This window comes from Pseudomonas sp. LPB0260 (assembly GCF_013388395.1).
Window position 1 is genome coordinate 1,210,380 of record NZ_CP058247.1, and the last position, 13,081, is coordinate 1,223,460.

A 13,081-nucleotide genomic window follows, 5' to 3' on the forward strand; every position below is an offset into this window, starting at 1 on the left:
TGCCTAGTGGAAATGCGTAATTAAGTGGTCAGTGTACGCAGCAGATTCTTGTAGTCCTCGCGGATGTCCGCGTCGGATTCCCTAAGTTCAGCAATCTTACGGCATGCGTGCAATACCGTGGTGTGATCGCGGCCGCCGAAGGCATCGCCGATCTCCGGCAGGCTGTGGTTGGTCAGCTCCTTCGACAGCGCCATGGCCACCTGCCGTGGCCGTGCCACCGAACGCGAGCGGCGCTTGGACAGCAGGTCGGAAATCTTGATCTTGTAGTACTCGGCCACCGTGCGCTGGATGTTGTCGATGCTGACCAGCTTGTCCTGCAGGGCCAGCAGATCCTTCAGCGACTCACGGATCAGCTCAATGGTGATGTCGCGGCCCATGAAGTGGGAATGGGCGATCACCCGCTTCAGCGCCCCTTCCAGTTCGCGCACGTTGGAACGGATGCGCTGGGCGATGAAGAACGCGGCGTCATGCGGCAGGTCGACCTTGGCCTGGTCGGCCTTCTTCATCAGGATGGCCACCCGGGTTTCCAGTTCGGGCGGCTCGACCGCCACGGTCAGGCCCCAGCCGAAGCGCGACTTCAAACGCTCCTCGAGCCCTTCGATCTCCTTCGGGTAGCGATCGCTGGTGAGGATCACCTGCTGGCCGCCTTCGAGCAGCGCATTGAAGGTATGAAAGAACTCCTCCTGGGAGCGCTCCTTCTTGGCGAAGAACTGGATGTCATCGATCAGCAGGGCATCCACCGAACGGTAGAAGCGCTTGAACTCGTTGATCGCATTGAGCTGCAACGCCTTGACCATGTCGGCGACGAAGCGCTCCGAGTGCAAGTAGACCACCTTGGCATTGGGATTCTTGGCCAGCAGGTGGTTGCCCACGGCGTGCATCAGGTGGGTCTTGCCCAAGCCCACGCCACCGTAGAGGAACAACGGGTTGTAGCCGTGCTTGGGATTATCGGCAACCTGCCAGGCAGCCGCTCGGGCCAGCTGGTTGGATTTGCCCTCGACGAAGTTGTCGAAGGTGAAGGTGCGGTTCAGGTAGCTGGTGTGCTTGAGCGCCCCCTCGACCTGCACCGTGCGCTCGCTGCGTACCGGCTGCTGGACCGCCGTGGACTGCGCCATGCTATCGAACTTCGCCCGCGACGGCGGCTCGACTGCCGCAGGATTGACCGGCGGCGGATTGACCGGCACAGGGCTGGCCGCCACTGCGCTGGCTGGCTGCCGAATGCTGGCGCCGCCCGCCGCAACTCGTGGAGCCGCGGAGCGCTTGCTACCTATTAATAAGGAAAGCGCCGGCACCAGGCCGTTGGTCCGTTCTGCCAACAGCTCGAGCAGACGGCCCAGGTACTTCTCATTGACCCAATCGAGCACGAAACGGTTCGGCGCATAGACACGAAGCTCGTCGCCTTCGGCTTCGACCTGCAGTGGACGGATCCAGGTGTTGAATTGCTGAGCAGGCAGTTCATCGCGCAGAAGCTCCACGCACTGCTGCCAAAGTTCCACGGACACGGATATCCCCTAAGTCGTAAGGCGGTGAGGCAAAAACAGCCGCCATTGTAGCCGCCGGAGCACGAGTTATCCACATGAAAGCGTCGCGTCATCCAACCAAATCAGGCGCTTGCGCCCATTCCTGAAAAAGTCAATCACGCCCCTGAAGTCTGTGGATAACCGCCACGGAAACCAGCGGACAACCCCAGGGATAACCCATGGTATAAATCGTCTGTGGATAACCAGACATTTCATCCCCAGCTTATCCGCGCCAACCGCACAGGCCCAGCACCGTTTTCTGACAGACTTACTCCAGCGCGAAGCCCGCTAATCCAGGGGCTTAGAAGCGCTTATCCACAGATGACGGGTGTCCTAATCATTACAAACACTTCTAAACATCTTTAAATATTCTCTTCTTTATATTTCTTCTGATCGGAAGAAAGCCTGGTTGGAAATTGACCTGCCCCCGGCTTTCTCTACAATCGCCGGTCTCTTAAAACCGGGGCCATTCCGGCCCGTCGACGACCACCAGGTACCGCACCATGAAACGCACTTTCCAACCCAGCACCATCAAGCGCGCTCGCACCCACGGCTTCCGTGCCCGTATGGCCACCAAGAACGGTCGCGCAGTCCTGTCGCGTCGTCGCGCCAAAGGCCGCAAGCGTCTGGCCGTCTAAGCATTCTGTCTTGTGGTGAGTCGAGGCTTCGGTCGGGAAAAGCGTCTGCTAACTCCCCGCCAGTTCAAGGCAGTCTTCGACTCCCCCAGCGGCAAGGCTCCGGGCAGAAATGTCCTGCTGCTCGCGCGCAACAACGAGCTCGATCATCCCCGTCTGGGTCTGGTGATCGGCAAGAAGAGCGTCAAGCTCGCGGTTGAGCGCAATCGCCTGAAACGCCAGATCCGCGAATCGTTCCGCCTCAACCAGGACAACCTGGCAGGCTGGGACATCGTGGTGGTTGCGCGTAAAGGCTTGGGCGATCTGCAGAATGCCGAACTGGCTCAACAGTTCGGCAAGCTCTGGAAGCGTCTGGCACGCAACCAGCCCGGCCAGCAGGCCAATGCCCAACCCGGGGTGAACGACGGTCCCCATGCGTAAACTGGCTTTAGCTTCAATCCAGTTCTACCGCTACGCCATTAGCCCGCTGATGGCCAACCACTGTCGTTTCTATCCCAGCTGTTCTTGCTACGCGCAGGAAGCCATCGAGCATCATGGTCTTCTGCGTGGTGGCTGGCTGACCCTGCGTCGGCTCGGTCGCTGTCACCCGTGGAATCCCGGTGGCTACGACCCGGTACCCCTCTCGAATACCTCCCGTTCCTCTTCGATGGCCGAATAATCATGGATATTCAACGCACGATCCTGATCGTCGCCCTGGCAATCGTGTCCTATGTGATGGTTCTCCAGTGGAACCAGGACTACGGCCAAGCTGCCCTGCCGACTCAGACCGCCACATCCAGCAGCAGCGTACCGGGCCTGCCGGAAACGGCTGCGGCCACCAGCAGTGACGACGTGCCGACGGCTGGCACCGAGGTCAGCGAACCGAGCGTGATCAGCAGCCCGGTCAGCGAAGAGCTGATCCGGGTCAAGACCGACGTGCTGGACCTGTCCATCGACCCGCGCGGCGGTGACGTGGTGCAGCTGCATCTGCTGCAGTACCCGCGTCGCCAGGATCGCCCGGATGTCCCGTTTCAGCTGTTCGACAACGGCGGCGAGCGCCTGTACCTGGCCCAGAGCGGCCTGACCGGCGCCAACGGCCCCGATGCGCGCGCCAGCGGCCGACCGCTGTACAACAGCGAGCAGCGCGAGTACCGCATGGCGGAGGATCAGGACCAGCTGGTCGTAGAACTGCAGTTCAGCGAAGCCGGGGTCAACTACACCAAGCGCTTCACCTTTGAACGCGGCCAGTACGACCTGAACGTCAGCTATCTGATCGATAACCAGAGTGCCCAGGCCTGGACCGGCAACCTGTTCGCCCAGCTCAAGCGCGACGACAGCGGTGACCCATCCTCGAGCACCGCTACCGGCACCGCCACCTACCTGGGTGCCGCGCTCTGGACCAAGGAAAAGCCCTACACCAAGGTGTCGACGGGCGACATGGACGACAAGAACCTGCGCGAAACGGTGACCGGCGGCTGGATCGCCTGGCTGCAGCACTATTTCGTCACCGCCTGGGTCCCGGCGAAGGACAGCACCAACCTGGTGCAGACCCGCAAGGACAGCCAGGGTAACTACATCATCGGCTTCACCGGCCCGGCGTTGAACGTCCCGGCAGGCGCCAGTGCCGAGACCAGCGCGATCCTCTACGCCGGCCCGAAGACCCAGGAAAACCTCGAGGCGTTGTCGCCGGGCCTGGACCTGACCGTCGACTACGGCATCCTCTGGTTCCTCGCCAAACCGATCTTCTGGCTGCTCGGCCATATCCACGACCTGCTGGGCAACTGGGGCTGGTCGATCATCGTCCTGACCATCATCATCAAGCTGGCGTTCTTCCCGCTGTCGGCCGCCAGCTACAAGTCGATGGCGCGCATGCGTGCGGTATCGCCCAAGCTGCAGGCGCTGAAGGAGCAGTTTGGCGACGACCGCCAGAAGATGTCCCAGGCGATGATGGAGCTGTACAAGAAGGAAAAGATCAATCCGCTGGGCGGCTGCCTGCCGATCCTGGTGCAGATGCCGGTGTTCCTGGCCCTCTACTGGGTGCTCCTGGAAAGCGTGGAAATGCGCCAGGCCCCTTGGATGCTCTGGATCACCGACCTGTCGATCAAGGACCCCTTCTTCATCCTGCCGATCATCATGGGCGCCACCATGTTCATCCAGCAGCAGCTCAACCCGACGCCGCCGGATCCGATGCAGGCCAGGGTGATGAAGATGATGCCGATCATCTTCACCTTCTTCTTCCTCTGGTTCCCCGCCGGTCTGGTGCTGTACTGGGTGGTCAACAACGTCCTGTCGATCGGCCAGCAGTGGTACATTACCCGCAAGATCGAAGCCGCGAGCAAGGCCGCTGCCGCCTGACCCGCCCCAGCTTCTGAGCGCTAAACAAGACGCCCCCGCAGTGGGGCGTCTTGCTATCCAGCATTCGGAGTCCAGCATGCAAACAGCCCGTGAAACCATTGCCGCCGTCGCCACCGCTCAAGGACGGGGCGGAGTCGGCATCGTGCGCGTCTCCGGCCCGCTGGCGGAGCAGATCGCCCTGACCATCTGCCAACGCCAGCTGCAGCCGCGCTATGCCCACTACGGCGCGTTCTACGCCGGCCCCGAGCAACTGATCGACGAAGGCCTGGCGCTGTACTTTCCGGGCCCGAACTCCTTTACTGGTGAGGATGTACTCGAACTGCAGGGACATGGCGGGCCCGTGGTGCTGGACCTGCTGCTGCGTCGCTGCCTGGAACTCGGCGCGCGCCTGGCGCGGCCAGGCGAGTTCAGCGAACGGGCCTTCCTCAACGACAAACTCGACCTGGCCCAGGCCGAGGCCATCGCCGACCTGATCGAGGCCAGCTCCGAACAGGCCGCGCGCAACGCCCTGCGCTCGCTGCAAGGGGAGTTCTCCCGGCGCATCCACGCCCTCACCGAACGCCTGATCCAGCTGCGCATCTATGTCGAGGCCGCCATCGACTTCCCCGAGGAGGAAATCGACTTCCTCGCTGACGGTCATGTCCTGGCGCTGTTGCAGGGCGTGCGCGAAGACTTATCCACAGTACTGCGCGAGGCCGGTCAGGGTGCGTTGCTGCGCGACGGCATGACAGTGGTGATCGCCGGCCGGCCCAACGCCGGCAAGTCGAGCCTGCTCAACGCCCTGGCCGGCCGCGAGGCGGCCATCGTCACCGAGATCGCCGGCACCACCCGCGACGTGCTGCGCGAACACATCCACATCGACGGCATGCCCCTGCACGTGGTCGATACCGCCGGCCTGCGGGATACCGAGGACCAGGTCGAACGGATCGGCGTGGAGCGCGCGCTGAAGGCCATAGCCGAGGCCGACCGGATACTGCTGATGGTCGATGCCACGGCACCGGAGGCTGCCGACCCCTTCGCCCTCTGGCCGGAGTTTCTCGAGCGCCGCCCGGATCCGGCCAGGGTCACCCTGATCCGCAACAAGGCCGACCTGTCTGGCGAACCGGTGGCGCTGGACGTCTGCGACGACGGCCATGTGACCCTCAGCCTGTCGGCCAAGTCCGGTACCGGCCTGGAACTGCTACGCGACCACCTGAAGGCCTGCATGGGCTATGAGCAGACCGCAGAGAGCGGCTTCAGTGCCCGCCGCCGCCACCTCGAGGCCCTGCGTCAGGCCGCCGCCAGTCTCGATCACGGCCACGCCCAACTGACCCTGGCCGGGGCCGGGGAACTGCTGGCCGAAGACCTGCGCCAGGCTCAGCACGCCCTTGGCGAGATCACCGGGGCCTTCAGTTCGGACGAGCTGCTCGGACGGATCTTCTCCAGCTTCTGCATCGGCAAATAGCGCCCCCAGCGCTTCGCCAGGCGTCACCATCCAATCCATTTCCCCACTGCGGCGCTTTTGCGTCGCAGGGCTTTTGCCTGCGCGCGAGTCGCCGAAACGGTAATCCACAGGCCACCTAAGCCCTGTGGAAAACTGCCCTTGAGCCCGGTCGATAACCCGGTCACAAAACTGAGGATAAACCCGCCTGTGCATAACTGACACTTTGATCCACAGGTTGAGCCCAGCTCTCCCACCGCCTGCTGACCGGAATGGCACAGTCTTATACATCGCTCAATACAGCGTGCGACTAGGCCTGGCGCCATCTATCCACAGAAAAGCTCTTCATAAGTAATAAACATAAAAACAAAGCTTTATAAAAATTCATTCATATATTCTTTATTAACCGACCCGATTCCTCTCCCCCTCCGGGTTGGCTATTTTTTGTGCAAAAGGCTTCTTTCAGCCCGGCTAACTGCCTATACTTGCCGGCTTTCCAGCTTTTCGACCCAAAAGCCCCCCAAATTCTCAACAGGCACGAGGTGCGTGGTGGATTTCCCTTCCCGTTTTCAGGTGATAGTCATCGGCGGCGGCCATGCCGGTACCGAGGCGGCGCTGGCCGCCGCGCGCATGGGCGTGAAAACCCTGCTGCTGACCCACAACGTGGAAACCCTCGGGCAGATGAGCTGCAACCCGGCCATCGGCGGCATCGGCAAGAGCCACCTAGTCAAGGAAATCGACGCCCTCGGCGGGGCCATGGCCCAAGCCACCGACCGCGGTGGCATCCAGTTTCGCGTGCTCAACAGCCGCAAGGGCCCGGCGGTGCGCGCTACCCGTGCCCAGGCCGACCGCGTGCTGTACAAGGCGGCCATTCGCGAAACGCTGGAAAACCAGGCCAACCTGTGGATATTTCAACAGGCGGCGGACGACCTCATTGTCGAGCAGGATGAGGTCAAGGGCGTGGTTACCCAGATGGGCCTGCGTTTTCTCGCCGATTCGGTGGTTTTGACCACCGGAACCTTCCTCGGCGGACTTATCCACATCGGCATGCAGAACTATTCCGGCGGCCGCGCCGGCGATCCACCCTCGATCGCCCTGGCCCGACGCTTGCGCGAATTGCCGCTGCGGGTCGGTCGTCTGAAGACCGGCACCCCGCCGCGCATCGATGGCCGCAGCGTGGACTTCTCGGTGATGACTGAACAGCCCGGCGATACCCCGACGCCGCTGATGTCCTTCCTCGGCAAGGCGCAACAGCAGCCGCGGCAGATCAGTTGCTGGATCACCCATACCAATGCGCGCACCCACGAGATCATCGCCGCCAACCTCGATCGCTCGCCGATGTACTCCGGCATGATCGAAGGCATCGGGCCGCGCTACTGCCCGTCGATCGAAGACAAGATCCACCGCTTCGCCGACAAGGACAGCCACCAGGTGTTCATCGAGCCCGAGGGCCTGACCACCCACGAGCTGTACCCCAACGGTATCTCCACCTCGCTGCCGTTCGACGTGCAGCTGCAAGTGGTGCGCTCCATCCGCGGCATGGAGAACGCCCATATCGTCCGTCCTGGCTACGCCATCGAGTACGACTATTTCGATCCCCGCGACCTCAAGTACAGCCTGGAGACCAAGGTGATCGGCGGACTGTTCTTCGCCGGCCAGATCAACGGCACCACCGGCTACGAAGAAGCCGGTGCCCAGGGCCTGCTGGCCGGCGCCAACGCCGCGCTACGGGCCCAGGGCAAGGGCAGCTGGTGTCCACGACGCGACGAGGCCTACCTCGGCGTGCTGGTCGACGACCTGATCACCCTGGGCACCCAGGAGCCCTACCGCATGTTCACCTCGCGCGCCGAGTACCGGCTGATCCTGCGCGAGGACAACGCCGACCTGCGCCTGACCGCCAAGGGCCGTGAGCTTGGCCTGGTCGACGACGAGCGCTGGGCCGCCTTCGATGCCAAGCGCGAAGGCATTGCCCGGGAAGAACAGCGCCTGAAGAGCACCTGGGTGCGGCCGAACACCCCCCAGGGCGAGGCCATCGCCGCGCGCTTCGGTACCCCGCTGAGCCACGAATACAACCTGCTCAACCTGCTCAGCCGCCCGGAAATCGATTACGCCGGTCTGGTCGAGCTGACCGGCGGCGGCGCCGAAGATCCCCAGGTCGCCGAGCAGGTGGAGATCAAGACCAAGTACGCCGGCTATATCGACCGTCAGCAGGAAGAGATCGCCCGGCTGCGCGCCAGCGAAGACGTGCAACTGCCGGCCGACATCGACTACTCGAGCATTTCCGGCCTCTCCAAGGAGATCCAGCACAAGCTCGGTGAGACCCGGCCGCAGACCCTCGGTCAGGCTTCGCGGATCCCCGGGGTGACTCCGGCGGCGATCTCGTTGCTGCTGATCCACCTAAAGAAACGCAACGCCGGCCGCCAGTTGGAGCACAGTGCCTGATGCAAGTGGTCACCCATCGCCATGCCGAAGAACTGGCCCAGGGCGCCCGCGAGCTAGGCGTCGAACTGTCCGCGGCGCAGCAGGAGCAACTGCTCGCCTACCTGGCCCTGCTGATCAAGTGGAACAAGGCCTACAACCTCACCGCCGTGCGCGATCCCGATGAAATGGTCTCGCGTCACCTGCTCGACAGCCTCAGCGTGGTGCCCTTCGTCGCCGAGGCCGGGGACAGCTGGCTGGACGTCGGCAGTGGCGGCGGCATGCCGGGCGTTCCCCTGGCCATCTTGTTTCCCGAGCGGCGCTTCACCCTGCTCGACTCCAATGGCAAGAAGACCCGCTTCCTCACCCAGGTGAAGCTCGAGCTCAAGCTGGCCAATCTGGAAGTTATCCACAGCCGGGTGGAGGCCTACCGGCCGCAGCAGCCATTCGCCGGCATCTGTTCTCGGGCCTTCAGCGCTTTGGAAGATTTCGCCAACTGGACCCGCCACCTCGGCGACGAGCAGACCCGCTGGCTGGCGATGAAGGGCGTGCACCCGGACGACGAGTTGCAGGCATTGCCGCAGGACTTCCGTCTCGCCGCCACCGAGGTGCTCAAGGTTCCCGGTTGCCAAGGTCAGCGCCATCTGTTGATACTGCGGCGCTCGGTCTAGGGGGAACGGCAGATGGCTAAAGTATTCGCAATCGCTAACCAGAAAGGCGGCGTGGGCAAGACCACCACCTGCATCAATCTGGCCGCCTCGCTGGTGGCGACCAAGCGCCGCGTGCTGCTGATCGACCTCGATCCCCAGGGCAACGCCACCATGGGCAGCGGCGTGGACAAGCACGGTCTGGAGCACTCGATCTACGACGTGCTGATCGGCGAATGCGATGTGGCCGAGGCCATGCAGCTCTCCGAACACGGCGGCTACCAGCTGCTGCCGGCCAACCGCGACCTGACCGCCGCCGAGGTTGCGCTGCTCGAAATGAAGATGAAGGAGAGTCGCCTGCGCTACGCCCTGGCGCCGATCCGCGAGAACTACGACTACATCCTCATCGACTGTCCGCCGGCGCTGTCCATGCTCACGGTCAACGCCCTGGTCGCCGCCGATGGGGTGATCATCCCCATGCAATGCGAGTACTACGCCCTGGAGGGGCTCAGCGACCTGGTCAACAGCATCCAGCGCATCGCCCAGATGCTCAATCCGAGCCTGAAGATCGAAGGCCTGCTGCGCACCATGTACGACCCGCGCATCAGCCTGACCAACGACGTTTCGGCGCAGCTCAAGGATCACTTCGCCGACCAGCTGTACCAGACCGTGATCCCGCGCAATGTGCGCCTGGCCGAAGCGCCGAGCTTCGGCATGCCGGCGCTGGTATACGACAAGCAATCCCGTGGAGCCATCGCCTACCTGGCCTTGGCCGGCGAACTGGTTCGCCGTCAGCGCGCCAGCGCCCACACCGCAACCGCATAAGGAATTCCGCATGGCCGCCAAGAAACGAGGGCTAGGACGAGGCCTGGACGCCCTGCTGGGGGGGACCAGCGTCAACGCCTTGCAGGAGGAAGCCGTCCGGGCCGACAGCCAGGAGCTGCAGCACCTGCCGCTGGACCTGATCCAGCGCGGCAAGTACCAGCCGCGTCGCGACATGGACCCCACCGCCCTGGAGGAACTGGCCCAGTCGATCAAGGCCCAGGGGGTGATGCAACCGATCGTGGTGCGGCCGATCGACGGCGGGCGTTACGAGATCGTCGCCGGCGAACGCCGCTGGCGCGCCTGCCACCAGGCCGGGCTGGAGCGGATTCCGGCGATGGTCCGCGAGCTGCCGGACGAGGCCGCCATCGCCATGGCGCTGATCGAGAACATCCAGCGCGAGGACCTCAACCCGATCGAGGAAGCCGTCGCCCTGCAGCGACTGCAGCAGGAGTTCCAGCTGACCCAGCAGCAGGTGGCCGAAGCCGTCGGCAAGTCGCGCGTAACCATCACCAACCTGCTGCGCCTGATTGCCCTGCCGGAAGAGATCAAGACCCTGCTCGCCCACGGCGATCTGGAGATGGGCCACGCCCGTGCGTTGCTGGGCCTGCCCGCCGAGCAGCAGGTCGCCGGGGCGCGACATGTTGTCGCACGCGGACTCACCGTGCGCCAGACCGAGGCACTGGTCAGGCAGTGGCTGAACACCCAGGAAAAAACTGTCGAGAAGGTCAAGCCCGATCCGGACATCAGCCGCCTCGAACAGCGTCTGGCTGAACGCCTGGGCTCGCCGGTGCAGATCAAGCATGGGCAGAAGGGCAAGGGGCAACTGGTTATCCGTTACAACTCGCTGGACGAGTTGCAAGGTGTGCTGGCCCACATTCGCTGAAACATTTGCAGGTGTAACGAGTAGTCGGAAATCACTGCCGAAGGTTGAATGGGGGGGAACCACCCCTATACTCTGCGCGCATTTCGTCGGCACAAAGTATGCCAAGTCATTGATTGTTTTGGCGCTGACGCCAGAGGTCCGCTTCCAGGAACAGAACACGATGGATGCTCGCACGCCGAATCGCCTGCCCTTCCATCGTCTACCGGTAATCCCGGTGCTGGTGGCGCAACTGGTCGTGGCTTCGCTCGCCGCTGCCGTGTTGTGGCAATGGCGTGGCCCGGTGGCCGGTTACTCGGGGCTGTTGGGTGGCCTGATTGCCTGGCTGCCGAACCTGTATTTTGCCCACAAGGCGTTCCGGTTTTCCGGGGCGCGGGCCGCTCAAGCCATCGTCCGGTCGTTTTATGCCGGTGAGGCGGGCAAATTGATTCTGACGGCAGTGCTGTTTGCGCTGACGTTCGCAGGCGTGAAGCCATTGGAAGCGCTGGCGGTATTCGGCGTGTTCCTCCTGACCCAGGTGGTCAACTGGTTCGCGCCCCTGCTGTTGAAAATAAGACTTTTTAGACCTTAGGGCGTTTGAGGCAAACATGGCAGAACAAACCGCTTCGGGCTATATCCAGCACCACCTGCAAAACCTGACCTTCGGTCAGCACCCGGTGAACGGCTGGAGCTTTGCCCACACCGCACAGGAAGCCAAAGAAATGGGTTTCTGGGCCTTCCACGTGGATACCCTGGGCTGGTCCGTCGTATTGGGCCTGGTCTTTATCCTGCTGTTCCGCATGGCCGCCAAGCGCGCCACCAGCGGTCAGCCCGGCGGCCTGCAGAACTTCGTCGAAGTGCTGGTGGAGTTCGTCGACGGCAGCGTCAAGGACACCTTCCACGGGCGTAACCCGCTGATCGCCCCGCTGGCCCTGACCATCTTCGTCTGGATCTTCCTGATGAACCTGATGGACCTGGTACCGGTCGACTTCCTGCCGTTGCTGGCCGCGACCATCAGCGGTGATTCGCACCTGTTCTTCCGCGTGGTACCGACCACCGACCCGAACGCCACCCTGGGCATGGCCCTGTCGGTATTCGGCCTGATCGTCTTCTACAGCATCAAGGTCAAGGGCATCGGCGGCTTTATCGGCGAGCTGACCCTGCACCCGTTCGGCAGCAAGAACCTGCTGGTCCAGGCGCTGCTGATTCCGGTGAACTTCCTGCTCGAGTTCGTCACCCTGATCGCCAAGCCGATTTCCCTGGCCTTGCGTCTGTTCGGCAACATGTACGCCGGCGAACTGATCTTCATCCTGATTGCCGTGATGTTCGGCAGTGGCCTGTTCCTGCTCAGTGGCCTGGGCGTCGTCCTGAACTGGGCCTGGGCGGTGTTCCACATCCTGATCATCACCCTGCAGGCGTTCATCTTCATGATGCTGACCATCGTCTACCTGTCGATGGCGCACGAAGACAACCACTAACAGCACTTACGTACCCTGCAGCCGGTTCCTGAACGGGAGTCGGCCGAGGGGCCGGTGATGTCGGTGGCAGCCCGCAAGGGCAAGCTGGAAACGATTTAGCTTTACCGCTCTACCTTAGAAAACCTTAACCAATACGACATAAAAGTCGGGAGGAAAAATGGAAACTGTAGTTGGTCTGACCGCGATCGCTGTTGCTCTGCTGATTGGCCTGGGTGCCCTGGGTACCGCCATTGGCTTCGGCCTGCTGGGCGGCAAGTTCCTGGAAGGCGCTGCGCGTCAGCCGGAAATGGTTCCGATGCTGCAAGTGAAAATGTTCATCGTCGCCGGTCTGCTCGACGCCGTGACCATGATCGGTGTTGGTATCGCACTGTTCTTCACCTTCGCGAACCCCTTCGTTGGTCAAATCGCTGGCTAATCACTCGACTATTCGAGTGATTGGTTTGCCGGACAACGAACGAGCGAGGTGTTGGCGTGAACATTAATGCAACCCTGATTGGCCAGGCCGTTGCCTTCTTCATCTTCGTGATGTTCTGCATGAAGTTCGTATGGCCTCCGGTCATTACGGCTCTGCAGGAGCGTCAGAAGAAGATTGCAGATGGCCTGGACGCTGCCAGCCGTGCGGCTCGTGACCTGGAGTTGGCCCATGAAAAAGTGGCCCAGCAACTGCGCGAGGCGAAAACCCAGGCAGCCGAGATCATCGAGCAGGCCAAGAAGCGCGGTACCCAGATTGTCGACGAAGCCCGTGAACAGGCTCGTGTCGAAGCTGACCGCGTGAAGGCTCAGGCTCAGGCCGAGATCGAACAGGAACTGAACAGTGTCAAAGACGCCTTGCGCGCCCAAGTGGGCAGCCTGGCGGTCAGCGGCGCCGAGAAAATCCTGAGCGTATCCATCGACCAAAACGCGCATGCGGAGCTGGTTAACAAACTGGCAGCCGAAATTTAAGCG

Annotated in this window: 14 protein-coding genes; 13 read left to right on the plus strand and 1 reads right to left on the minus strand. The window is 62.5% G+C overall.

Annotated features, from left to right (window positions below; translation table 11 throughout):
- Nucleotides 1-20 precede the first annotated feature (20 nt).
- Entirely contained in the window at nt 21-1,502 is a 1,482-nt protein-coding gene (dnaA, locus tag LPB260_RS05225; RefSeq protein WP_208707651.1) for a chromosomal replication initiator protein DnaA, read from the minus strand.
- Between the two features lie 521 nt (nt 1,503-2,023).
- Between dnaA and rpmH the strand changes: the two genes are divergently transcribed.
- The 13 genes from rpmH to LPB260_RS05290 all read left to right on the plus strand — a co-directional run bounded on the left by rpmH (nt 2,024) and on the right by LPB260_RS05290 (nt 13,078).
- Entirely contained in the window at nt 2,024-2,158 is a 135-nt protein-coding gene (rpmH, locus tag LPB260_RS05230) for a 50S ribosomal protein L34 (protein WP_002551315.1), read from the plus strand.
- Between the two features lie 12 nt (nt 2,159-2,170).
- Nucleotides 2,171-2,575 (plus strand): ribonuclease P protein component, encoded by a 405-nt coding sequence (gene rnpA, locus LPB260_RS05235; RefSeq protein ID WP_218281506.1) that lies wholly within the window; start codon nt 2,171-2,173, stop codon nt 2,573-2,575.
- Nucleotides 2,568-2,813 (plus strand): membrane protein insertion efficiency factor YidD, encoded by a 246-nt coding sequence (gene yidD / locus LPB260_RS05240; protein ID WP_208707653.1) that lies wholly within the window; start codon nt 2,568-2,570, stop codon nt 2,811-2,813. The genes rnpA and yidD overlap by 8 nt, the downstream gene beginning before the upstream one ends.
- Before the next feature lie 2 nt (nt 2,814-2,815).
- Nucleotides 2,816-4,489, plus strand: coding sequence for a membrane protein insertase YidC (gene yidC / locus LPB260_RS05245; RefSeq protein WP_208707654.1), 1,674 nt, complete (start codon nt 2,816-2,818; stop codon nt 4,487-4,489).
- Between the two features lie 76 nt (nt 4,490-4,565).
- Nucleotides 4,566-5,933, plus strand: a complete 1,368-nt coding sequence (gene mnmE / locus LPB260_RS05250) for a tRNA uridine-5-carboxymethylaminomethyl(34) synthesis GTPase MnmE (RefSeq protein ID WP_208707655.1) — start codon at nt 4,566-4,568, stop codon at nt 5,931-5,933.
- Nucleotides 5,934-6,458: 525 nt separating this feature from the next.
- Nucleotides 6,459-8,351, plus strand: a complete 1,893-nt coding sequence (gene mnmG, locus LPB260_RS05255; protein WP_208707656.1) for a tRNA uridine-5-carboxymethylaminomethyl(34) synthesis enzyme MnmG — start codon at nt 6,459-6,461, stop codon at nt 8,349-8,351.
- Complete coding sequence (gene rsmG / locus LPB260_RS05260) at nt 8,351-8,998, plus strand: 16S rRNA (guanine(527)-N(7))-methyltransferase RsmG (protein WP_208707657.1); 648 nt, start codon at nt 8,351-8,353, stop codon at nt 8,996-8,998. Before mnmG ends, rsmG begins: the two co-directional genes overlap by 1 nt.
- Before the next feature lie 12 nt (nt 8,999-9,010).
- Nucleotides 9,011-9,799, plus strand: a complete 789-nt coding sequence (locus LPB260_RS05265; RefSeq protein WP_208707658.1) for a ParA family protein — start codon at nt 9,011-9,013, stop codon at nt 9,797-9,799.
- Nucleotides 9,800-9,809: 10 nt separating this feature from the next.
- Nucleotides 9,810-10,682: a ParB/RepB/Spo0J family partition protein gene (locus tag LPB260_RS05270; RefSeq protein ID WP_208707659.1), complete on the plus strand. Its 873-nt coding sequence runs from the start codon at nt 9,810-9,812 to the stop codon at nt 10,680-10,682.
- Nucleotides 10,683-10,842: 160 nt separating this feature from the next.
- Nucleotides 10,843-11,250 (plus strand): F0F1 ATP synthase subunit I, encoded by a 408-nt coding sequence (locus LPB260_RS05275; protein ID WP_208707660.1) that lies wholly within the window; start codon nt 10,843-10,845, stop codon nt 11,248-11,250.
- A 16-nt stretch (nt 11,251-11,266) separates the two neighbouring features.
- Entirely contained in the window at nt 11,267-12,136 is an 870-nt protein-coding gene (atpB, locus tag LPB260_RS05280; RefSeq protein ID WP_208707661.1) for a F0F1 ATP synthase subunit A, read from the plus strand.
- Between the two features lie 157 nt (nt 12,137-12,293).
- A complete protein-coding gene (gene atpE, locus LPB260_RS05285; protein WP_003097235.1) occupies nt 12,294-12,551 on the plus strand; it encodes a F0F1 ATP synthase subunit C in 258 nt (85 codons plus the stop codon).
- 56 nt (nt 12,552-12,607) lie between these two features.
- On the plus strand, nt 12,608-13,078 hold the full coding sequence (locus tag LPB260_RS05290; protein WP_208707662.1) for a F0F1 ATP synthase subunit B: 471 nt from the start codon (nt 12,608-12,610) through the stop codon (nt 13,076-13,078).
- Nucleotides 13,079-13,081 lie beyond the last annotated feature (3 nt).